This window comes from Sphingopyxis lindanitolerans (assembly GCF_002993885.1).
Taxonomy (GTDB): Bacteria; Pseudomonadota; Alphaproteobacteria; order Sphingomonadales; family Sphingomonadaceae; genus Sphingopyxis; species Sphingopyxis lindanitolerans.
Map to the genome: position 1 here is coordinate 776,311 of NZ_CM009578.1, position 21,574 is coordinate 797,884.

Sequence of the window (21,574 nt, forward strand, 5' to 3'; positions counted from 1 at the left end):
GTATTCTAAGATAATACGCATTTCAAAATTTTAGTCAAGTTTCTTGCTCAAATATCGCTCGTGATCAAAAGACCGGCGTATTCGGCGCCAGACCGATCAGCGAGCGCCCGAGCAATTCAGTGGCCCCGTCGAAGTCGTAGACGACATGGCTCGCCATCACATTGACGTCGCGCAGCGCACGCTGGAGCGGGCTGCTCGTCATATGCGCGCTCGATCCCGCACCCTCGACGAGCAACCGGATCGCGTCGCGGCACAGGTCCATCGCGAGCGCGACCTGCGCGCGTAGCGCAATGCGATCCTCGTTGCTGACCAGACCCGTCCCCGCCGCCTCAGTCAGCGTGACGTTGCGGCGCCCGACCGCGCGCAGGATCATCTCGGCGGTCTCGGTCTTCGCCGCTGCTTCGCCCAGCCGCATATGTGCCGCAGGCTTCTCATTCTGCTTGATCGTCGTGCCCAGCATCGTGCGCACGCCGATACGCTCCTTATAATGATCGACCGCCGATCGCGCGACGCCAACCGCGCCGATTGCCGCGGTGATCGCGAGGAAGGGCGTCATCGGCATCCGGTAGATCGGGTTGTGCGCGTGAATCTTCGCGCCCGGCGCGCAGCCCATGCGCATTTCGCCCATGTCCATCACACGATGTTCGGGGACGAAGACGTCGTCGCAGCGGATGTCGTTGCTGCCCGTCCCGATCATCCCGTCGACGTGCCATGTGTCGAGGACATCGATTTCACCCGCGGGCAGCGCGAGGAAAAGCTGGCGCGACGGAGTTTCGCCGGGGATCATCCCGGTAACCATCACCCAGTCAGCGTGCATGACCCCGGTACCCCATTTCCAGCGGCCCGACAGGCGGTAACCGCCCTCGACCGGCTGCGCGACTCCCGGCGGATTGGTCGCGCCCGGCGCGATGATATAGGGGAAATCGCCGCCGAAGGTTTCGTCCTGAAGCCCTTCGGGGAATTGCGCGAGCATCCAGTTATGCTCGACGCAGAACGCGGTGACCCAGCCGGTCGATCCGCAGCCTTCGGCGATCGGCAGCATCGCGTCGATGAAGCTGTCGATGTCGAATTCGAGCCCGCCGTACCGCTTGGGGACGAAATGATAGAAGACGCCGGTCTGGCGGATCGCGTCCCACACCGCATCGACCGGACGGCGCAGCCGCTCGCATTCGAGCGCGTGCGCGGCGACGAGCGGCTTGAGCGCCGTTGTGCGGCGGACCAACTCCTCGGGGGTCAGCGCGTTGAGTTCCTCGCTCGAGAGCCAATCGCCTCCCTTCGGGATGCGCCGGTCGGCGAAGGGTTCTGCGTCTGTTTTGCGCGTCTGAACGGCGATATTCATGGCATCCTTCCTCCCAGCGAGCCCGAATCGGCTGCTGCGGCCAGAATAGGCCGGGCGGAAATAATGTCAAGAAACTTAACTAAATTGGGGTCACTGGCGCCGCGACGTTTTCGCGCTCGGGTTCATCGAGCACGTCGGGCGGCACCCGCGGCGGCTCGCCCCAGTTCATCCGCATCGCGTCGCGAAGCCCGTGATAGGCCGGGAGCCCGATCCGTTCGACGAGCTCAAGTTCAAGAAAGTGCAACGCCTTCGCGGCGGCGCGACGGGTGTTGTTCGCCTGTTCGGCAAAGCGGACGATCCGCGCGCGGCGGTCGTCGGGATCGGGGACGAGCTCGACGATGCCGCGCGCTTCGAGTTCGCTCAGCATCAGGCTGATCGCCTGGCGTGTAACGCCGAGATTGCGGGCGATGCGCGTCGCGCGATGCTCGCCCGCCGAGATATTGGCGATCAGCATCGACTGCGCCCGGCTGACGTTGGGAATCCCCGCCTCCTTGAGCGCCGCCTGCAGCGCCTCGTCGAACCAATAGACGGCGCTCAACAGATTCATCATCAGATAGGGGCTGTGCATCGATCACCTTCGAGATGCGCTTCGAGACGTCCGCCATAAACCGCATCATGGTGACGGTGCAACCTGCGGGTGGCAACGCTGCCGCTCGGCATGAATCCATATACGTCATCTGCTACCACTTTGACATGAGAGTTCAAATGGTCAGTTCCAGCAAGTTACAATATCGGTGTTCCCGCGAAGGCGGGGCCACCTTTATTATACTCGGCCTGTGACGGGGTGCGGGTGGTTAGCTGCGAAGTGAAGAATGGGCGCGCGCACGGCGGCAGCGGCGCAGAAGGCCCGCGAGGCTGACAGCGTCACTATCCAACAAGGCCGGCGGAATAGACGCGGCCGCGCCGATATAGCCACGGGCCTCGCCTGCCGTCATAAGCTGATCGGACGGCCGTCCCGGAGCGTCTTCTTAGCCGTAAGCCATGCAGATAGGGCCCATCAATCGCGATCGTCTTGCGCTTGGGAGCCTGGGGCGTGGACCCAAATCATAGACTCGATGTGAAGCATTGAGGCGCGATCAGCGCTGAGCGAAACTTCACCCCGTGCTCCTCGATATGGAGAAGCACGGGGGTCTATCAGAGCAAGAGGTTGGAGGCCGGCCTCCACGTTACAGAGGCTTGGGACCAGTTCCCGGATCAGAAACGGAAGTTGATGCTGGCCTTGGCGCTATGGTCGGCAAGGCGGCTACCGATCTGGCCGCTATAGCCGATGCCGATCCGGGCCCGGCTGGAAACCGCGACATCCAGCCCCGCCTCGACGGTGGCGGCGTCGCGCGTCACCGGTAGGCCGGCGATCGCGAAGGCGTTGCCGCCTGCCTGATAGCCCATCGCCGTGATCGGCAGATTGTCCCCGAACGCGTGGCGCCATCCCGCTGCGGCGCGGAAGCTGGCGTCGGCCTTGCCGAGGTCGAACATCGTCGCGGTGCGCAGCCCCAGGGTCGAGAAAGTGACATCGGTCGTGGCTTTCCCGCCGAGCAGGATCGCGTCGCCACCCACTTCCTCGAAAGCATCGTTCTTCGCCCGGACATAGGCGAGGCTGGCGAACGGTTCGAGCTCGGTGCGGCCAAGGTCAAAGCCATAGCCCAGTTCGCCGAACGCCTGGAACGTGCCGCCGCCATATTCGGCGCGAGCCGTGTCGCTGAACCCGGCAAAGCCGATGCGACGCGTCGTCTGGATGTCATGCCAGCTATAGGTCAGCCCGGTCCGCACCGCGACATCGCCCCATTGGCCGCCCGCATAGGCGCCAAGGTGGAAATTGCCGATCTTTCCCGACGATCCGCGCGCATCGAGGTCAATGTTCGTGCGGCTATAGCCGCCGACCACACCGAAGCGCATCGTCTCGCTGGCCCGATCGACGCCCATCAGCAAGCCGGCGGTCGAGCGGTCGAGCCGCGCCGCATTGCCGTCGCCGCCACTATGGCCCCACGAACCGATCGCCTGGCCCCAGGCACCGCCACGATCGTCCGACGACGCGCCGCGCAACCGGTCCCAGACCGCATGACGAACCAACCGGCTGTCCTCGATCATCGCGTGGCGCGCCGAGGGGTGGATCTCGCCCGACAGTTGATCAAAGGCATCGCGACCCTGTTCGGCCGAGAGTTGCATGACCGCATCGACCACCGGGCTGCCCCAATCCAGGCTTTCGGTCCCGGCACCGGCCGCGATCTGGTTTGGCGTCAGGCCGATACCCGCAAAGCTGATGCTGTTGCGCGTCAGGCGCAGCGTCACATTGTTCGCGCCATAGACGAGCGAGGGGTCGAGGAAAGCGAGGTTCGACGTCACGTCCGTAAAGGTGCCGGTCACCCCGCCACCGGCGGTAAGGATGGTGTAGTCGGTCTGGGGCCGATAATCGCCATCGCCCTCCAGAACCTGCACCGAACCGCCGTTGATGGTGGCGGTGCCCGACGCGGCGATCCTGTCGGCCTCACCCGCGGCATTGGCCTCGACCTCATAGATTGACCCGGCTGCAAAGCTGATATTGCCTGCGACGTTAAGCGTGCCGATCGAATTGCCCGGCGCGATGGTGCCTGACACGATCAGATCGCCGACCGTGCCGGTGCCTTGCAGACGGCCACCCGCCAGCAGATTCATCGCGCCGCCCAGCGATCCGTTCACCGCCAATATGCCCGCCCCGACCTCGGTCGTTCCGGCAAAGGCGCTGGAGTCTGCGGTGAGTTCGGTCTTGCCGCCGCCCAGATGGCGAATGGTGCCGTCGCCGCTGATCGCGCCCGCAAAGGCGATATCGTCGGAACGGTTGAAGACCAGCGTCCCGGCATTATCGACCGGGCCGGTGATCGACCCCACCGTGCCGCCATCGCCCAGCCGCAAGGTCGCGCCAGCGAGCAGTGCGGTGGTTCCGGCATAATTATTGGCGGCGGTGAAGGTCACGTCACCGCCCCGCAGCGTGACGTCGCCCGTCCCGCTGATCTCGCCGCCAAAGCTGATCGCATCCGAACGGTTGAAGGCGAACAGGCCATCATTGGCGACGTCGCCCTGAATCGACCCGGTCGTGCCGCCATCACCAATCTGCAACGTCCCGGCCTTGATCGCGGTGCCGCCCGAATAGCTATTCTCGCCGGACAGGATCAGCAGGCCCTGATCGTCCTTCACCAGCGTGCTGGCGCCGGACAGGGTCGAGGCGATGGTGGCGACATGCGTACCGGCGCCCGATCCGTCACCAACGCGGATGGTGGTGGCGCCATTGTCGCCAGCCAGCGTGATCGCGTCACCCTCGATGCGCCAGCCCTCACCGATGAACTGCATTCCCGTGGCCGCGACGCCGCCATCGACGGTCACGACATCAGGGTTGTTCTGGAACACCGCGAGCTTGCTGCCCCAGACGTCGACGCGGGTGCCATTGGCGTCAGTCCAATTGATATTGACGTCGTTCCACACGCCGCCACCGCCATTGATCGCGCCATTCGCCACTATCGTCGTGCCGTTCCAGAATTGAATATCGGGAACCGGCCCCGGATCCGGCGGGCCGCTGACGACCAGGTTGACCTGCTTGTCCACCGAGGTCTGAACCTCGCCGGTCGTGCCGACCGGCATCGCCGCGATATCGAGGCCGTTGTCGGTAACCGTGCCGCCATAATCGAACAGGCGGTAAACGCCCTGGCCATAGCCGAGATCGGATGTGACGTTGAGTTGCCCGTCGAGCACGATATCGCTGGTGATGCTGAACAGACCGGCGGCATTGCCGGGCGCGCCCAGCGTCACGTCGATGTTCGATCCGCTGGACAAGGCGAGCGATGCCATGGTCAGGGTCTGGCCCTGCATGCCCCGCAAGGTGCCGCCATCGGCAATATCGATGGCCCCGGTCAGAGTGCCGGCGCCGGCGAGCGTGCCGTCGGCCAGAACATGCGTCGTTCCGCCAAGCGTGCCGTTGACAACAATCTGACCGCCGCTGATGGTCGTTGTGCCCGAAAAATCGACGCTGTTACCCGTCAACATCGTCGTCCCGGCATGGTGTTCCAGAATATGGGCACCGGTACCGTTGCTGCTCAACTGCGCGGTGAATTCGTAATTGGCATCGCTGTGGTTGAAGATCAGCGTCCCGTCACCATCACCAAAACTGAGCGTCGCGGCGGCGAGGGTCCCGGCGCCTGTCGCGGCCGCACCGGCTGCGGCCCCGATATTCAGGATCGCGCTGCTACCACCGTGGGTCGCGATTCTGGCGATCGGCGCGGACACCACGCCACCATCGGCGATGGTCATGGCCGCATTGCCCCGAAAGCCGATATGAAAACTCGCGTCATTGTCCCAGCGCGAGGCCGTGCCGTCGGCGTTGATCCCCGAAACTGTGGCTACACCGCTACTACCGGCGTTGGTGCCGATATAGGCATTGGGGCTGGAGACAAATCCGCCGTTCGCGATCGTCAGCGTCCCGGCGCCATCGCCCGCGACCTCGATACCGGAGCGGCTTATCCAGCTCGAAACATTCCCGGCGCTGTCGGCGCCCGATACGGTCACGCTTCCTTCACCGGTCGACCGCTCGCCGATATAGCCGTAATTTCCCGTGACCGACGCGCCTCCCGTGACGGTCAGCCTCCCCGTGCCACCCGCTCCGACCGTGATGCTGCCGCCGTTGATCCAGCGAGATCCGGCGCCCGTCGCCATCACCTCGCCACGGCCGCCGGCTGCCCCGCCGATGATGCCGTTGAAATTCTCGACGATCCCGCCATCCTCGATCGACAACAGGCCTTCGCCAAAAGTGCCGACGTCCAGGCCGCGAACGACATTCACCCAGCGCGACGCATTGCCATCGGCATCGGTGCCCCGGACCGTCACTGTCCCCTTGCTGCCGGCATCCTTGCCGATCGAGCCCGAATCACTGGAGACCTTGCCGCCGCCTTCAACCGTCAGCGTCCCGGTGCCGCCCACCCCGATCTGCAGGGCCGCGGAATTGATCCAATGCGAGGCATTGCCGGCACCGTCATTGCCCGAAACCATGACCGTGCCGATGCCGCTGGCATCGTCGCCAACACGCCCGGCGGTGTTCGAAACGACGCCGCCATCCTTGATCGTCAGCGTCCCCGTTCCGCCATCGCCGACGATGAGCACGCCCCCCAAATCCCATGGGTTGGGTTTATCGCCGGGAACGGTCACGATGCCGCTGTTCACGCCGTCGTCGATGACCTCCTGCGCCGACGCCGCGCTGGCCGAAGCCAGGATCAAGGCCAGGGCCGAAATTCCCGTGCCGACGACCATGCGGCCGGACCGCGCCCGCAGCGGAGCGAAGGAAACGCCCCTCAACGGCATGGGAATGGATTCGGTATTCATCTGGATATCGTTCATTTGGGAACCTTTCATGGAAATTTCGCACCAGCCATCGGCGGCCGAGCCGCGAGCACGGCGATTGCTGGGATTTCCATGACCGGTGCGCCCGGTGAATTGGATAGCCGCCGCGACGAATGGCTCAGCGTCGCGACCGACGCGACATGACGGCAAGCGCCGGACGCAAAAAGGCACGACCAATGGTCGACTGGGGCGACGAACGGGCTATGCTCGGATTGCGATTGCCCAGCCGTAACGGGGCAACGGTTTGAAATGGAAGCGGATTGGAATGACATCGCTGAAAGTCATGGCGGTCGATGACGAGGAACTGGCGCTCCGCCGCATCACGCTGTTGATGGGAGAAATCGAAGGCGCAGAGCTTGTGGCGACCACCCAGGACCCGCTCGACGCGCTGGCCCAGATCGACCGTCTGCGGCCCGACGTCCTGCTGCTGGACATCCATATGGCCGGGCTCGACGGGATCGAACTGGCCGAACATCTGCTCCAGACCGGCGGTTACGTCCCGCAGATCATATTCGTGACCGCGTTCAACCAGCACGCCGTCCGCGCCTTTGACGCGCGCGCGGTCGATTATGTGCTGAAACCGGTGCGGGCGGACCGACTGAAGGTCGCGCTGGATCGGGCCCGCGATCAGATCGAGCAGGAACGCGCCTCGCAATATGCCGCCCATCTCGAACGCGTGGTTCACGAACTGCGGCGGCAGATGCCGCCCGCATCAAGCGACGGCGATGGTGACGAACAGGAGATATGGGCGCAGCGGGGCGGCAATTATGTCCGCCTGCTGCCGCGTGACATCGAATGGGCGGAATCGGAACGCGACTATGTCCATATCCATAATCACGAGCGGGCCTTTCTGCTGCGGACCACCATGACGGCGCTGAGCGATCGGCTGGGCAGCGAACAGTTCATCCGCGTGCGCAGATCCGCACTGGTGCGCCTCGATCGTATCGAATCGATACGCGACCGCGGCTATGGCCATGTCCATGTGCTGCTGCGATCCGGCACACAGGTGCGAGTGGGGCGAACCTATCTCAAGCCCTTGCGCGAACGAATGAACCCGGGCGATGCCGGATAAGGCGGACGCCCCCTATCGACGCTATGCCAATTCCTTGGCGCGGGCGTCGTTGCTGTCGTGAATCGCAAATTTCACCGGAAGGCGTATTTCGGATCGAAATCCCTCCTTCAACGCGATGGTGATCAGTACCGCGTCCGACCCATATAATGTTTCCAGCCGCTCCCGCGTGTTGGCCAGGCCGATGCCCAGCCCTTGCGCCGCGGGCACCGCGCGCCTTTCCTGCGCATGATCGTCAACCGTCAGGATCAGATGGCCGTCGACTGCACGGGCCGCGATCCTCAGACTCATCTCTCCCATCGCGCTATTAAAGCCATGCTTCATCGCATTCTCCACCAACGGCTGGAGGATGAAATTGGGTATCAGCGCTTGCCCCAGCTCTTCCGGGCAATCCAATTCGACGCGGATACGATCGCCAAAGCGGATTTTCTCCACGCTCAGATAGGCGGTCGTCAGGGCGATCTCGTCGATCAGCGGCTGTTCGGTGCCATCAGATTGCTCGAGCGAAAAGCGCAGGAAATCGGCCAGGCTATCCGCCATCTCGGCGGCGGCCCGCTCGTCGTTGGTGATGGCCAGCGTCGAAATGGCGCTCAGCGAATTGACCATGAAATGCGGGTCGAGTTGCAGGCGCAACATCTTCAGTTCAGCTTGCGCGCTGCGCGCGTCGGCTATGGCCAGGTCCAATTTCGTCTGCGTCAGCGCGATCTCCCGCGTCTTGGAAAGATGCGCGACGAACGAAAGCCAGAGCAGCGCCGCATTGCAGGTATAGAGCGCGAAATAGATGGTCCAGGTGATCAACAGCAATTTGGGATTGGTGTCGGGCATGACATGACCCGGGAAAATCGGAACGAACAACGCCTGGGTTCCGTAATCGGCCGCCGTCTGTAAAGTCGCAGCCAAAGCGATGGTGACGATGATCGCCGGCACGGCAACGATCGCCCGCCGCTTCTGAAGCAGCCGGACCGGCCCAAAAAGCAAAGTCGTGATCGCCGCCGCGGTGCAAACGGTGATTGGCACGATCAGATAGGCGCTCACCGTGTGCATTTGGCCAAAGAAGATCGCGCCGAGCGTAACAACGGTACTCGACGCAAGCCACAGGATCATCGAAAGTTGGAACGCCAGCCGCAATTCGGGCGATCGGTCCCTATTCCATCGCATCATCGTTCGTTCCCCGCCTTGCCGCGCCATGCTATGCTCGGCAACGGTCCATTGCTCGCATAAATCGGCTGTGTATCGCAACTCTGCCTGATCGAGCCCAAACAAATGATGAGGATTTTATCATGATGAGATGAGTAACCGCACCCAACGCTTCATGAAATCAACTGATCATTTCCAGATAACTATAACATCGGTGTTCCAGCAAAGGCCGGGATGACGGTTCTTATTTCGCCTTCAGCGCAGCCTGCGCGGCAGCGAGCCGGGCGATCGGCACACGGTAGGGCGAGGCGCTGACATAGTCGAGGCCGGTCTGCTCGCAGAAATGGATGCTCGGCGCGTCGCCGCCATGCTCGCCGCAGATGCCGAGTTTGACGTTCGGGCGCGTCTTGCGGCCGCGCGTCGCGGCGATCTCGATCAGCTGGCCGACGCCCTCGACATCGAGGCTGACGAACGGGTCGGTGACGAAAATGCCCTTGTCGACATATTGCGTCAGGAAGCGCCCGGCATCGTCGCGGCTGACCCCGAGCGTCGTCTGCGTCAGGTCATTGGTGCCGAAGCTGAAAAATTCCGCCGTTTCGGCAATCTCGCCCGCCATTAGCGCGGCGCGCGGCAGTTCGATCATCGTGCCGACGAGATAGGCGATCTCGCGCCCCTTTTCGGCGAACACCGCCTTCGCCTGGGCATCGACGACCGCCTTCATCAGGTCGAATTCGCGGCGCGTCGCGACCAGCGGGATCATCACCTCGGGGATCGGCGCCGCGCCGGTCGCGGCGGCGACATCGCACGCCGCCTCGAAAATCGCGCGCGCCTGCATCTCATAGATTTCGGGGTAAGTGACGCCGAGGCGGCAGCCGCGATGGCCGAGCATCGGATTGAATTCGTGCAGTTCGTTGGCGCGGGCCTTGAGCGCTTCGATGCCGACGCCCGCCGCCGCCGCGACCTCGGCGAAATCTTCCTCGCGCGTCGGCAGGAATTCGTGGAGCGGCGGATCGAGCAGGCGGATGGTCACGGGCAGCCCCACCATCACGCCGAAGATCGCGGCAAAGTCGCCGCGCTGTTCGGGCAGCAATTTGGCGAGCGCGGCGCGGCGACCGGCTTCGCTGTCCGCGAGGATCATCTCGCGGACCGCGGTGATGCGCGCGGCGTCGAAGAACATATGTTCGGTGCGGCACAGCCCGATGCCCTCGGCGCCAAAATCGCGCGCGACCTGGGCGTCCTGCGGGGTTTCGGCGTTGGTGCGGACCTTCATGCGGCGCACCTTGTCGGCCCAGCCCATCAGCGTGCCGAAATCGCCGACCAGTTCGGGGAGCAGGGTCGGAACCTCGCCCGCCATCACTTCGCCGGTCGATCCGTCGAGGGTGAGGATGTCGCCTTCGCGCAGTTCGCGGCCCGCGACGCGCAGCACGCGCGCATTGCCGTCGATCGACAGCCCGCCCGCGCCCGAAACGCAGGGACGCCCCATGCCGCGCGCGACGACCGCCGCGTGGCTGGTCATCCCGCCGCGCGCGGTCAATATGCCTTTCGCAGCGTGCATGCCGTGGATATCTTCGGGCGAGGTTTCGGTGCGGACGAGGATCACCGCCTCGCCCATGCCCGCGGCTTTCTCCGCACTGTCGGCGTCGAACATGATCCTGCCCGACGCGGCGCCGGGGCTCGCGGGGAGCCCCTTGGTCAGCACGTCGCGCGGCGCCTTGGGGTCGAGCGTCGGGTGGAGCAACTGGTCGAGCGCGCCGGGATCGACGCGGCCGACGGCTTCCTCTTCGGAAATCAGCCCTTCGGCCACCATCTCGCACGCGATGCGCAGCGCCGCCTTGGCGGTGCGCTTGCCGCTGCGCGTCTGCAGCATCCACAGCGTCCCGCGTTCGACGGTGAACTCGATGTCCTGCATGTCGCGATAATGGGTTTCGAGCGTGTCGAAGACGCGGCCCAGCTCGCCGAAGGTGTCGGGCATCGCCTCTTCCATCGACAGCGGCTTGGCGCCCGCCTTTTCGCGCGCGATTTTCGTGAGATATTGCGGGGTGCGGATACCCGCAACGACATCCTCGCCCTGCGCGTTGATCAGCCATTCGCCGTACCAGGCGCGCTCGCCGGTGGCGGGATCGCGGGTGAAGGCGACGCCGGTGGCCGAGGTGTCGCCCATATTGCCGAACACCATCGCCTGGACATTGACCGCAGTGCCCCATTCGCCGGGGATGCTGTTCAGGCGGCGATAGACTTTTGCGCGGTCACTTTCCCAACTCGCGAAGACGGCGCCGATCGCGCCCCAGAGCTGATCCTTCGGCTCCTGCGGGAAGGGCGCGCCGGTTTCGCGCTCGACGATCGCCAGATAGTCGCGGACGAGCGCCTGCCAATCCTCGGCGGACATCTCGGTATCGAGGTAAAAGCCCTTGTCCTCCTTCGCGATTTCGAGCGCTTCCTCGAACTCGGCATGGTCGAGGCCCATGACGACGTCGGCGTACATCTGGACGAAGCGGCGATAGCTGTCCCACGCGAAACGCGGATCGCCCGACGCATCGGACAGGCCGACGACGGTGCGATCATTGAGCCCGAGGTTGAGGACGGTGTCCATCATCCCCGGCATCGACACGCGCGCGCCCGAACGGACCGAGACGAGCAGCGGGTTCGCGGCGTCGCCGAAGCGCCGGCCGGTGATCCCCTCGATATGCGCGATTCCGCTTTCGACCTCTTCGACCAAGCCAGCCGGGAATTGCTCGCCATGGGCATAATAGGCGGTGCAGACGTCGGTGGTGATCGTAAAGCCCGGCGGCACCGGCAGGCCGATCGAGGCCATTTCGGCGAGATTCGATCCCTTGCCGCCCAGCAAATCCTTCGAGCGTTCGCTTGTCGTCACGTCGCCGCCGAACAAATGCACCATCGTCGTCATGTCTAACTCCTGCTGCCCCGGGGAGGAGGTCGCGGCTGGATAGGTATGCAATACCAGTTGGTCGATTCAGTTTTACTTTGTCATTCTCAAGGCTTCTCAAATCCGTTCGCATCGAGCGAAGTCGAGATGCCCATCTGTCGCTCGTGCCTTCACGGTGTCTCGACTTCGTTCGACACGAACGGGATTTCCTATGCCGGTCCTATCCTTCGATCTTCGAGAAATCCGCGACGCCATGCACCGCGCCGGTAAATCTCGCGAGCAGGCCGAGCCGGTAGGCGCGGACCGCTTCGTCGGGGTCGTTGACCATCACGCCGTCGAAAAAGGCGTCGATCGGGGCGCGGAGGCTGGCCAGCGCGGCCATCGCGTCGGTGAAGCGTTCGTCGGCGACCGCGGCGGAGGCGGCGGGTTCGGCGGCGTCGAGCGCGGCGAGCAGCGCGCTTTCCGCCGGTTCGTATTCCCCCCTCCCGCTTGCGGGAGGGGTCGGGGGAGGGCCTGTTTCGTCGGAAGCGGCATCAGACATGCCCTCCCCTAGCCCCTCCCGCAAGCGGGAGGGGGACGTCTCGCCCGCCTGCTTCAGGATATTCGCCGCGCGCTTGTAGCCCGCGAGCAGGTTCGCGCCGTCCTCGGTCGCCATGAACGCCTGCAACGCGTTCACGCGCGCGAGCAGGCGGACAAGATCGTCCTCGCCACCGAGGGCGAACACCGCATCGATCAGGTCGTGCCGAACGCCGGCTTCGCGCTGCTGGACTTTGAGGCGGTCGGCAACAAACGGCAGCACGCTGTAAATGTCACGATGCAAAGTGGCGATGTAATCGGGTTCTTCCGTCTCACTACGCAGATGCTCAAGATACTCTTTGCGATCAAACTGATCGATTAGATTTGCCCTGCCAAGTGCTTCCAGATCGCGCACAACTATCGCTGCGACGCGAGTGCCAGAAATCAGTGGTACCAACTCAATCGCTGCGAGACTCGTCAACGTGTTGATATAGGTCCGAAGATCGTTTTCGATGATGATGCGAATGATGGATATCGCGGCACGCCTAAGTGCAAACGGGTCCTTCGATCCCGTCGGAGGTTCTCCAATAGCAAAGAAGGCAACAAGCGTATCCAGCTTATCCGCCAGCGCCACAGCCACCGTCGCCGGCGCGGTCGGCACGTCGTCGCCCTGCCCGACCGGCTTGTAATGGTCGCGGATTGCGTCGGCGACAGCATTGGGCAAGCCTTCGGCGCGGGCGTAATAGCCGCCCATCAGGCCCTGCAATTCGGGGAATTCTCCGACCATTTCGGTAACGAGGTCGGCCTTCGCCAGCCGCGCGGCGCGTTCGGCCTGGTCGGCCAAATCTCCCCTCCCGCTTACGGGAGGGGTCGGGGGAGGGCTTGTTGGGGTGGGCGACGCAGACAGGCCCTCCCCTAACCCCTCCCGCAAGCGGGAGGGGGATTCAGTGACGATGCCCTCTTCAACCAACCACCGTGCCAGCTTCGCCACCCGCTCAACCTTGTCGGCGACGGTGCCCAGCTTCTCGTGGAACGTGATGCGGTCGAGTTTCTTCGCGTGATCTTCCAGCTTGGTCTTGCGATCCTGATCCCAGAAGAAACGCGCATCGGACAAACGCGCCGCCAGCACCTTGCGGTTGCCCGCAACGATCTCCGCGCCGCCATCGACCGCGTCGATATTCGCGGTGCAGACGAAGCCGTTGGCGAGCTTGCCGTTCGCATCGTTCACGACGAAATATTTCTGGTTCACGCGCGCCGTCAACTGGATGACCTCGGGCGGCACCTCCAGAAATGCTTCGTCGAAGCGGCCGAGCAGCGGCACCGGCCATTCGGTGAGGCCGGCGTTCTCGATTACCAGACCTTCGTCCGCGACGAGCGTCAGCCCGGCGTCGGCGGCGGCCTTGGCGGCGCCGGTGCGGATGATCGACTGGCGTTCTTCCTGGTCGACGATGACGTGGCACGCCCGCAGCTTTTCGGCATAGTCGGCCGCCGAGCCGATGGTGATCTCGCCGGGACAGTGGAAGCGGTGGCCGCGGGTCGCGAAACCGGCGGCAATCCCGCTGACTTCACACGCAATCAGCTTTTCGCCGAAAATCGCGACGATGCCCGACAGCGGGCGGACCCAGCGCAGGCTTTCGCTGCTCGCACTCGCCTTGCCCCAGCGCATCGCCTTGGGCCAGGCAAAGGCGCGGACGATCGCGGGGATCGCCTCGGCCAGCACCTCTGCGGTCGCACGGCCGGGCTTGTCGATCACCGCGAACCATGTGCCGTCGCGATCCTGAAGCTGGTCCTGAGTCAGGCTGGTCTTGCGCAGAAAACCCTCGAGCGCCTGCGGCGGCGCACTGCTGCGCGGACCTTTGAGTTCTTCGCTTACCGCGGCGGTCGCTTCGGGAAGACCCTTGGCGATCAGCGCGAGGCGGCGCGGGGTCGACCAGATGGTAAGCTCGCCCGCTTCGAGGCCCGCGGCGCCGAGCTGTGCGCGGAACAGCTTTTCGAGTTCGGCGCGCGCGCCGGCCTGCATCCGCGCCGGAATCTCCTCGCTGCGCAGTTCAAGAAGGAAATCGGTCACAGCGTCCACCCCGGATGGTTCGCGGCCCAGCGTTCGGACTGGCTGTCGATCCACGCCTTGCAGCTTCCCTTCGCGAGGTCGCGGACGCGCGCCATATAGTTGGCGCGTTCCTGGACGCTGATCACGCCGCGCGCCTGGAGCAGGTTGAACAAATGGCTCGCCTCGATCGCCTGGTCATAGGCAGCCAAGGGCACATTCGCGGCAATCGCGCGCTGGCATTCGGCCTCGGCCGCCTTGAAGCCCGCGAAGAGCGTGTCGGTGTCGGCGACCTCGAAATTCCATTTCGAGAACTGCTTTTCATTTTCGAGGAAGACGTCGCCATAGCTGACCGCCGCGACGTCGCCGACCGCGTCGGAAAAGCGCAGGTCGTACACATTGTCGACATTCTGGATATACATGGCGAGGCGTTCGAGGCCATAGGTCAGTTCGCCGGCGACGGGCTTGCAGTCATAGCCGCCCATCTGCTGGAAGTAAGTGAACTGGCTGACCTCCATGCCGTCGCACCAGACTTCCCAGCCCAGCCCCCACGCGCCGAGCGTCGGCGATTCCCAGTCATCCTCGACAAAGCGGATGTCGTGGAGCAGCGGGTCGATGCCGATCGCCGCCAGCGAGCCCAGATATTGGTCCTGAAGATCGGCCGGCGACGGCTTCAGGATCACTTGATACTGGTAATAATGCTGGAGCCGGTTGGGATTCTCGCCATAGCGGCCGTCGGTCGGGCGGCGGCTCGGCTGGACATAGGCGACGTTCCACGGTTCGGGGCCGAGGCTGCGCAGCGTCGTCGCGGGGTGAAAGGTTCCGGCGCCCACCCGCATGTCATAGGGCTGGAGGATCGCGCAGCCGCGCGCGCTCCAATAGGCGTGCAGCGTCAGGATCATGTCCTGAAAGCTTGGAGGTTTCTTTTCCGCCGCGTCGGCCACGAGTCCGCTCTTTCGCAGGTGCAACAATTCTCGCTGCCCTTGGCGCAGCGGCGGCGCAGGGTCAAGGGAAGGACGCGGAAGTTGGCGAAAGTGCCGCATAGCGCCACATCGCCCTGCCCCGTCCCGATGTAAGGTCTTGTTGACATGGTCAGCGACTCCTGTCATTTAGTCAATAAGACCTGACATTCGGTCAGGGACGCATGACGGATACAGCGGGTGGACAACAAGCTGAAAGTGTTGCGCGCGATGCGAAGTTGGAGCCAGGCCGAACTGGCCGACCGGCTCGACGTGTCGCGGCAGGCGGTGAACGCGATCGAAACGGGCAAATATGACCCGTCGCTGCCGCTCGCCTTCAAGCTGGCCCGGCTGTTCGCCATGCCGATCGAGGAGATTTTCGATGACGGTCATGAAGGATCCGGCGATGGCGAATGAACCGCAACCGCGCCGCCGCGGCCCCGGCGTTCTGGCGCCGATCGCGATCCTGTTCGCCGCCGCGATGCTGGCGGGCGGCTTTGCGGGCTATAATCAGGCGGCGGTCGAGGCCGGCAACGCCGCGCTGGCGCCGTGGGTCGGCCCGCTCGTCGCCTTTCTGTTCGGCGCCGGGGCGCTGACCCTCTATTTCCGGCGCCACGTCGACACCTGGCGCAGCTGGTCGCCGCGCAAGCGGCTTTACTGGGTCAGCCTCGCCTTTTCCTTCGCGCTCGGTATCGTCATCGCGGTGCTGATGCAGGCGGGCCAGATGAACGGCGCCGCCGAAATCTTCAGCAACGCGGCGCTGAGCCCGACGACGGGCCTATTGCTGGCGGCGCTTTGGGTCGGCGGGCTGGGGATCGCGATGGTCTTTTATCATCGTTCGATCGACGATCACGAACGCTATGCCTATCAGCTTGGCGCGGTCGCGGGCTTTTACGCCTTCGTCATTCCCTGCCCCGTCTGGTGGGTGCTGTGGCGCGCCGATATCGCGCCGCCGATCGACGCGATGGCGCTGTTCGTGCTGGCGTTGACGGTCAACCTCGCCGTCTATCTCTGGTTCAAGTTTCGCTGACTAAACTCTCCCCCCTTTTCCCTCCCTCCCCATCGGGCCATAAGGCCATGACTGAAAGGTGTTTTCGATGAAAAGCTGGTTCAAGACGCTTGCCGCAAGCTGCGCCGTCATTCCGTTCGCCCATTGCGCGCTGGTGCCCGGCAATGTCGCCTTTGCCAAGGAACCCGCCGCCGCCGCCACGACGGCGACAGTCGCGGTCAAGCCCGGCATGTGGGCGGTCAAGGATGCCGACACCACCATCTATCTGTTCGGCACGGTGCATGTGCTGAAGCCCGGTCTCGGCTGGTTCGACGGCGCCGTCCGGCAGGCGTTCGACAAATCGGACGAACTCGTGCTCGAAATGGTGATGCCCGAGGATCAGGCCGAGGCCGCGAAAGCCACGATGCCGCTGGCGATGGCCAAGGACGGCAAGGCCCTGTCGACGAAGCTCGATCCCGACGCGCTGACGGCCTATCAGGCCGCGCTCACTGGTCTTGGCGTCCCCGCAAACGCCTTTGACATGTTCAAGCCGTGGTTCGCGGCGGTCACTTTGTCGGTGCTGCCGCTGACCAAGCTCGGCTATGATCCGACCCAGGGCGCCGAAATGCAGCTGACCGCGGCGGCCAAGGCGGTGGCCAAGCCGATCTCGGGCTTCGAGACGCTCGAGGAACAGCTCGGCTTTTTCGACTCCTTGCCCGAGGAAGGCCAGATCGCGTTCCTCAACGCCACGGTCAAGGATATCGACAAGCTCGCCCCGACGCTCGACACGATGGTCGTACAGTGGGGCAAGGGCGACACCGACCAGCTCGCCGCGACGATGAACGAAAGCATGGCGGCGACCCCCGAACTGACCAAGACGCTGTTGTGGGACCGCAACGCGCGCTGGGCCGACCAGATCAAGGCGCGGATGGACAAGCCCGGCACGGTCTTCGTCGCGGTCGGCGCGGGCCACCTTGCGGGGCAGAAGAGCGTTCAGGACTATCTGAAGGAACGCGGGCTGACGGCGAAGCGCGTTCAATAATGACGGCGGGGGGCATCGCTTGCCTGCTCTGGGGTCGCCGCCTTGCGGCGGCCCTTTTGCCGTTGCTGCTGACCGCGTGCCACGCCGCGCCGACGATCGAGGCGCGGCCGGCGATGTGGCTGGTCGCCGATGACGACACGCAAATCTATCTGCTCGGCACGATGCACGCGCTGCCCGCCGGGACCGACTGGGACGGCGGCAAGGTCGCCGATGCAATCAACAAGGCCGACGAGCTGATGCTCGAACTGTCGCCCCGCGAGCTTGCGAAGGCGGGCGCGATTTTCCAGACGCTTGCCCCGCGCGCGGCGCCGCTGGCGATGAACGCGCGGCTGCCGGCGAAGGCGCTCGCCGGCTATCGCGCGATCGAGGATGGCGAACCGTTGGGCGGCGACGGCCTCGACGATTGGGCGGTGCTGGTCCTGATGGGCCAGCGCGTCGCCGAGCGCGCCGACCTGTCGCCCGCCGACGGGGTCGAGGCGGGGCTGACCGCCGCCTTTCGAGGCGCGGGCAAGCCGATCCGCGGGCTGGAGAGCGCGAAAGCGCAATTGATGCTGTTCGAAACGCTCGATCCCGCGGCCCAGCGCGCGCTGCTCGTCCGCGCCGCCGAAAATTCGGACCATGCGAAAGAAGAGATTCGCGCCATGGCGGCGGCCTGGTCGCGCGGCGATGTCGGGGCGCTGACGACGATCGTGAACGAGGACATCGACGAGGTCCCTGCGGCGCGCAAGGCGATCATCACCGACCGCAACCGGCGTTGGAGCCTGTGGGTGGAGCAGCGTCTGGGCCAGCCGGGCACCGTGCTGATGGCGGTCGGCGCGGGGCATCTGGTGGGCAAGGATGGCGTGCCGGCGATGCTGGCGGCCGAGGGGTATGAGGTGGTGCGAGTGCAGTAGGCTTATGAGCTTCGGCAATAGGGAGGGAGGAAGGCCTTTCCTGCTCCGTCTCCTGCTCCGTCATCCCGGGTCAAGCCCGGGGTGACGATGAAGAGGTGTCCGCTTTCGGTCGGCCCGCCCATTGCCCTGCCCGCTTGCATTTCCGCCGCGTCCCCGCTATGCGCCCGCGCTTCCGTCATGGTCATCCCTGGAGGCGTGGCGGAACTGTGTAACCGAACTCGGAGAAAATATATGAGCGATCAGCTGACGCTGACGGCCGAGACGCGCGAACGTGGAGGCAAGGGAGCCTCACGCGAACTGCGTCGCAACGGTCGTGTCCCCGCCGTCGTCTATGGCGGCAAGGAAGAACCCCTGATGATTCACGTCGAGGAAAAGCTGCTGATGAAGCAGTTGATGACCGGCATTTTCCTGAACTCGGTCGTGATGATCGAGGTTGACGGCAAGACCATCCGCACCCTGCCCAAGGACGTCGCGTTCCACCCGGTCAAGGATCGTCCGATCCACGCCGACTTCCTGCGCGTGTCGAAGGACACCAAGGTCCAGGTCGGCGTCCCCGTGCTGTTCGTGAACGAGGAATTGGCCCCCGGCCTGAAGCGCGGCGGCGTGCTGAACGTCGTGCGCCACGAGCTGGAACTGGTCTGCGAAGCGGACAAGATTCCCGACGACATCACGATCGACCTCACCGGCTTTGACGTCGGCGATTCGATCCACATCAGCCACGTCACCCTGCCGAAGGGCGTCGAAAGCGCGATCACCGACCGCGATTTCACCATCGCGACCATCGTCGCCCCGTCGGCGCTCAAGTCGAGCGGCGGCGACACGTCGAAGGACGAAGGCGAAGCCGCCGAAGAAGGCGAAGCCTGATCGCCCTTATTGGGAAAAGAGCCGTGTGCGCCCGCGAAAGCGGGTGCCCATCACCGGAGGGTGCAAGATAGCACCGGCCGGTGATGGGTCCCCGCCTTCGCGGGGACACGGGCTGCTTTATTCGACGATGTGTTGCCATCGCTCTCCCGACGAGGAAAGGCTCTGCCATGCAGCTTTGGGTCGGCCTCGGTAATCCCGGGCCCCAATATGCGATGCACCGCCATAATGTCGGCTTCATGGCCGTCGACGTCATCGCCGCCACGCATGGCTTTCCCGCTCCCGCGAAGAAATTCCAGGGCTGGATCCAGGACGGCCGCATCGGCCGGACGCGCGTCCTGATCCTGAAACCCGGCACCTTCATGAACGAAAGCGGCCGCAGCGTGCGCGCCGCGATGGATTTCTACAAGCTGACGCCGCAGGACGTCACCGCTTTCTATGACGAACTCGACCTCATCCCGATGAAGGTGAAGGTAAAGCAGGGCGGCGGCGCGGCGGGGCATAATGGCATCCGCAGCATGATCGCCCACATCGGCGACGATTTCCGTCGCGTGCGGATCGGCATCGGCCATCCGGGGCACAAGGACCGCGTCACCGGCCATGTCCTCGGCAATTACCACAAGAGCGAGGTCGAGCCGCTGACCGACCTGCTCGGCGCGATCGCCGCAGAAGCGGGCTGGCTCGCCGACGGCGACGATGTGCGGTTCCAGAATGACCTGGCGCTGCGCCTGAACGACTGAGCGGCGGCGGCGGGCTTCAAGACTGGCGCCGGGCGCGACTTGGCGCTAGGGGCGCGGGCAAAGACCGGCGCGATGCCGCGCCGTATGGAGAATTTATGGGTTTCAAATGCGGGATCGTCGGATTGCCGAATGTCGGCAAGTCCACCCTGTTCAACGCGCTGACCGAAACCGCGGCGGCGCAGGCGGCGAATTATCCCTTCTGCACGATCGAGCCCAATATCGGCAATGTCGCGGTGCCCGATGCGCGGCTCGACACGCTGGCCGGAATCGCGGGCAGCAAGAAGATCATCGCGACCCAGCTCGCCTTCGTCGATATCGCGGGGCTGGTGCGCGGGGCGTCGAAGGGCGAAGGGCTGGGCAACCAGTTCCTCGGCAACATCCGCGAAGTCGACGCGATCGTCCACGTCCTGCGCTGTTTCGAGGATGACGACATCCAGCATGTCGAAAACCGCGTCGATCCGGTGGCGGATGCCGAGACGGTCGAGACCGAGCTGCTGCTGTCCGATCTCGAAAGCCTCGAGAAGCGCGTCCCCGCCTTTGCCAAGAAGGCCGCGCAGGGCGACAAGGAAGCGAAGATCGCCGCATCGGTGCTGGGCCAGGCGCTCGACCTCTTGCGCGAAGGCAAGCCGGCGCGGCTGACCGCGCCGCGCGACGACGAGGAAGCCCGCGTGCTGCGCACCGCGCAGCTCCTGACCTCGAAGCCCGTCCTTTATGTGTGCAATGTCGACGAAGGCAGCGCCGCGAACGGCAATGCTTTTTCGGAAAAAGTCTTTGCCAAGGCGGCGGCCGAGGGTGCGCAGGCGGTCGTCGTGTCGGCGGCGATCGAAAGCGAGCTGGTGACGATGGACATGGCCGACCGGCTCGAGTTCCTCGAGGAGATGGGGCTGCACGAAACCGGCCTCGCGCGGGTGATCCGCGCCGGCTATGAGTTGCTCCACCTGATCACCTTCTTCACCGTCGGGCCGCAGGAAGCGCGGGCGTGGACCGTCCATACCGGCGCCACGGCCCCCGAAGCCGCGGGCGAGATCCACAGCGATTTCCAGAAGGGCTTCATCCGCGCCGAGACGATCGCCTTTGACGATTATGTCGCGCTGGGCGGCGAGACCAAGGCCCGCGAAGCCGGCAAGCTGCGCGCCGAAGGCAAGGCCTATGGCGTGCAGGACGGCGACGTGATGCACTTTTTGCATAGTTGATCCGCGTTGCGCCCTTAAACTTCGTCATTGCGAGGAGCGTAGCGACGAAGCAATCTCCAGCCATCGACCTCGCGCAAGTTCGATGGCTGGAGATTGCTTCGTCGCTACGCTCCTCGCAATGACGTGTTATGGCTCGAACGCCGCCAATATCGGACACGGTCCCCGGTCGCTCGCCGCGCATTGGTCGGCGAGGCGGGCGAGGGCGGCGCGGGTTTCGGTCATTTGGGCGATCTTCGCGTCGAGCACCGCGATCCGCTGATGCGCGAGCGCGCGGACGCGGACGCGGTCGTCGCTTTCCTCGAGCGCGAGCAGTTCGGATATTTCGTCGAGCGTGAAGCCCGACGCCTGCGCCGCGCGGATGAATTTCAGGCGGCGAAGATCGTCGCCGTCATAGCGGCGCACGCCGCCGCCCCAGCCGTCGCCGCCGCTGCGCATCGGTGTGCCCATCAGGCCGCGGCGCTGGTAATAGCGTATCGTTTCGACCCCGACGCCGCCCGCGACCGCCAATTTTCCGATTGTGAACTGCATCGCTTGACTCCGTACTATGGTAC

17 protein-coding genes are annotated in these 21,574 nt (G+C 64.5%); 9 read left to right on the forward strand and 8 right to left on the reverse strand.

Going from position 1 to position 21,574, the window contains the following annotated elements; genetic code table 11:
- Positions 1–64: 64 nt before the first annotated feature.
- From CVO77_RS03725 to CVO77_RS03740, 3 genes are all read right to left on the reverse strand, one after another.
- On the reverse strand, positions 65–1,339 hold the full coding sequence (locus CVO77_RS03725; RefSeq protein WP_105997952.1) for an acyl-CoA dehydrogenase family protein: 1,275 nt from the start codon (positions 1,337–1,339) through the stop codon (positions 65–67).
- A gap of 79 nt (positions 1,340–1,418) precedes the next feature.
- A complete protein-coding gene (locus CVO77_RS03730) occupies positions 1,419–1,907 on the reverse strand; it encodes a MarR family winged helix-turn-helix transcriptional regulator (RefSeq protein ID WP_105997953.1) in 489 nt (162 codons plus the stop codon).
- A gap of 626 nt (positions 1,908–2,533) precedes the next feature.
- Positions 2,534–6,520, reverse strand: coding sequence for an autotransporter outer membrane beta-barrel domain-containing protein (locus CVO77_RS03740; RefSeq protein WP_158257986.1), 3,987 nt, complete (start codon positions 6,518–6,520; stop codon positions 2,534–2,536).
- On the opposite strand from CVO77_RS03740, the gene CVO77_RS21210 reads away from it, so the two are divergent.
- Together CVO77_RS21210 and CVO77_RS03745 are read left to right on the forward strand one after the other, a co-directional pair.
- On the forward strand, positions 6,507–6,773 hold the full coding sequence (locus CVO77_RS21210; protein ID WP_158257987.1) for a hypothetical protein: 267 nt from the start codon (positions 6,507–6,509) through the stop codon (positions 6,771–6,773). The genes CVO77_RS03740 and CVO77_RS21210 overlap by 14 nt on opposite strands.
- Before the next feature lie 189 nt (positions 6,774–6,962).
- Positions 6,963–7,769, forward strand: coding sequence for a LytR/AlgR family response regulator transcription factor (locus tag CVO77_RS03745; RefSeq protein WP_105997956.1), 807 nt, complete (start codon positions 6,963–6,965; stop codon positions 7,767–7,769).
- A gap of 21 nt (positions 7,770–7,790) precedes the next feature.
- On the opposite strand, the gene CVO77_RS03750 is transcribed toward CVO77_RS03745, so the two are convergent.
- The 4 genes from CVO77_RS03750 to CVO77_RS03765 form a co-directional block, all read right to left on the reverse strand.
- Complete coding sequence (locus CVO77_RS03750) at positions 7,791–8,927, reverse strand: sensor histidine kinase (RefSeq protein ID WP_158257988.1); 1,137 nt, start codon at positions 8,925–8,927, stop codon at positions 7,791–7,793.
- A gap of 220 nt (positions 8,928–9,147) precedes the next feature.
- On the reverse strand, positions 9,148–11,808 hold the full coding sequence (gene ppdK, locus CVO77_RS03755; protein ID WP_105997958.1) for a pyruvate, phosphate dikinase: 2,661 nt from the start codon (positions 11,806–11,808) through the stop codon (positions 9,148–9,150).
- 199 nt (positions 11,809–12,007) lie between these two features.
- Positions 12,008–14,371 carry a glycine--tRNA ligase subunit beta gene (gene glyS, locus CVO77_RS03760; protein WP_106000614.1) on the reverse strand — a complete coding sequence of 788 codons (2,364 nt, stop codon included), beginning with the start codon at positions 14,369–14,371 and terminating at the stop codon, positions 12,008–12,010.
- Positions 14,368–15,249 (reverse strand): glycine--tRNA ligase subunit alpha, encoded by an 882-nt coding sequence (locus CVO77_RS03765; RefSeq protein ID WP_106000615.1) that lies wholly within the window; start codon positions 15,247–15,249, stop codon positions 14,368–14,370. The genes glyS and CVO77_RS03765 overlap by 4 nt, the downstream gene beginning before the upstream one ends.
- Before the next feature lie 258 nt (positions 15,250–15,507).
- On the opposite strand from CVO77_RS03765, the gene CVO77_RS03770 reads away from it, so the two are divergent.
- From CVO77_RS03770 to ychF, 7 genes are all read left to right on the forward strand, one after another.
- On the forward strand, positions 15,508–15,723 hold the full coding sequence (locus tag CVO77_RS03770) for a helix-turn-helix transcriptional regulator (RefSeq protein WP_105997959.1): 216 nt from the start codon (positions 15,508–15,510) through the stop codon (positions 15,721–15,723).
- Positions 15,689–16,336 (forward strand): hypothetical protein, encoded by a 648-nt coding sequence (locus CVO77_RS03775; protein WP_242446086.1) that lies wholly within the window; start codon positions 15,689–15,691, stop codon positions 16,334–16,336. Before CVO77_RS03770 ends, CVO77_RS03775 begins: the two co-directional genes overlap by 35 nt.
- A 67-nt stretch (positions 16,337–16,403) precedes the next feature.
- Positions 16,404–17,336, forward strand: a complete 933-nt coding sequence (locus tag CVO77_RS03780) for a TraB/GumN family protein (RefSeq protein ID WP_105997960.1) — start codon at positions 16,404–16,406, stop codon at positions 17,334–17,336.
- On the forward strand, positions 17,336–18,229 hold the full coding sequence (locus CVO77_RS03785; protein WP_105997961.1) for a TraB/GumN family protein: 894 nt from the start codon (positions 17,336–17,338) through the stop codon (positions 18,227–18,229). Before CVO77_RS03780 ends, CVO77_RS03785 begins: the two co-directional genes overlap by 1 nt.
- A gap of 231 nt (positions 18,230–18,460) precedes the next feature.
- Positions 18,461–19,093 (forward strand): 50S ribosomal protein L25/general stress protein Ctc, encoded by a 633-nt coding sequence (locus CVO77_RS03790; protein WP_192878863.1) that lies wholly within the window; start codon positions 18,461–18,463, stop codon positions 19,091–19,093.
- A 167-nt stretch (positions 19,094–19,260) separates the two neighbouring features.
- Positions 19,261–19,830 carry an aminoacyl-tRNA hydrolase gene (pth, locus tag CVO77_RS03795; RefSeq protein ID WP_105997963.1) on the forward strand — a complete coding sequence of 190 codons (570 nt, stop codon included), beginning with the start codon at positions 19,261–19,263 and terminating at the stop codon, positions 19,828–19,830.
- Between the two features lie 95 nt (positions 19,831–19,925).
- Positions 19,926–21,023 (forward strand): redox-regulated ATPase YchF, encoded by a 1,098-nt coding sequence (gene ychF / locus CVO77_RS03800; protein ID WP_105997964.1) that lies wholly within the window; start codon positions 19,926–19,928, stop codon positions 21,021–21,023.
- 126 nt (positions 21,024–21,149) lie between these two features.
- Here the strand turns inward: ychF and CVO77_RS03805 are convergent, their stop codons facing one another.
- Positions 21,150–21,551, reverse strand: coding sequence for a MerR family transcriptional regulator (locus CVO77_RS03805; protein WP_105997965.1), 402 nt, complete (start codon positions 21,549–21,551; stop codon positions 21,150–21,152).
- Positions 21,552–21,574 lie beyond the last annotated feature (23 nt).

Excerpts from the sequence above, each read along its gene's own strand:
- CVO77_RS03725 (WP_105997952.1), bottom strand. The coding sequence starts at position 1,339 with ATGAATATCGCCGTTCAGACGCGCAAAACAGACGCAGAACCCTTCGCC.
- CVO77_RS03730 (WP_105997953.1), bottom strand. The coding sequence starts at position 1,907 with ATGCACAGCCCCTATCTGATGATGAATCTGTTGAGCGCCGTCTATTGG.
- CVO77_RS21210 (WP_158257987.1), top strand. The coding sequence starts at position 6,507 with ATGCCGCTGTTCACGCCGTCGTCGATGACCTCCTGCGCCGACGCCGCG.
- CVO77_RS03745 (WP_105997956.1), top strand. The coding sequence starts at position 6,963 with ATGACATCGCTGAAAGTCATGGCGGTCGATGACGAGGAACTGGCGCTC.
- CVO77_RS03750 (WP_158257988.1), bottom strand. The coding sequence starts at position 8,927 with ATGATGCGATGGAATAGGGACCGATCGCCCGAATTGCGGCTGGCGTTC.
- ppdK (WP_105997958.1), bottom strand. The coding sequence starts at position 11,808 with ATGACGACGATGGTGCATTTGTTCGGCGGCGACGTGACGACAAGCGAA.
- CVO77_RS03765 (WP_106000615.1), bottom strand. The coding sequence starts at position 15,249 with ATGATCCTGACGCTGCACGCCTATTGGAGCGCGCGCGGCTGCGCGATC.
- CVO77_RS03775 (WP_242446086.1), top strand. The coding sequence starts at position 15,689 with ATGACGGTCATGAAGGATCCGGCGATGGCGAATGAACCGCAACCGCGC.
- CVO77_RS03780 (WP_105997960.1), top strand. The coding sequence starts at position 16,404 with ATGAAAAGCTGGTTCAAGACGCTTGCCGCAAGCTGCGCCGTCATTCCG.
- CVO77_RS03785 (WP_105997961.1), top strand. The coding sequence starts at position 17,336 with ATGACGGCGGGGGGCATCGCTTGCCTGCTCTGGGGTCGCCGCCTTGCG.
- CVO77_RS03790 (WP_192878863.1), top strand. The coding sequence starts at position 18,461 with ATGAGCGATCAGCTGACGCTGACGGCCGAGACGCGCGAACGTGGAGGC.
- pth (WP_105997963.1), top strand. The coding sequence starts at position 19,261 with ATGCAGCTTTGGGTCGGCCTCGGTAATCCCGGGCCCCAATATGCGATG.
- ychF (WP_105997964.1), top strand. The coding sequence starts at position 19,926 with ATGGGTTTCAAATGCGGGATCGTCGGATTGCCGAATGTCGGCAAGTCC.
- CVO77_RS03805 (WP_105997965.1), bottom strand. The coding sequence starts at position 21,551 with ATGCAGTTCACAATCGGAAAATTGGCGGTCGCGGGCGGCGTCGGGGTC.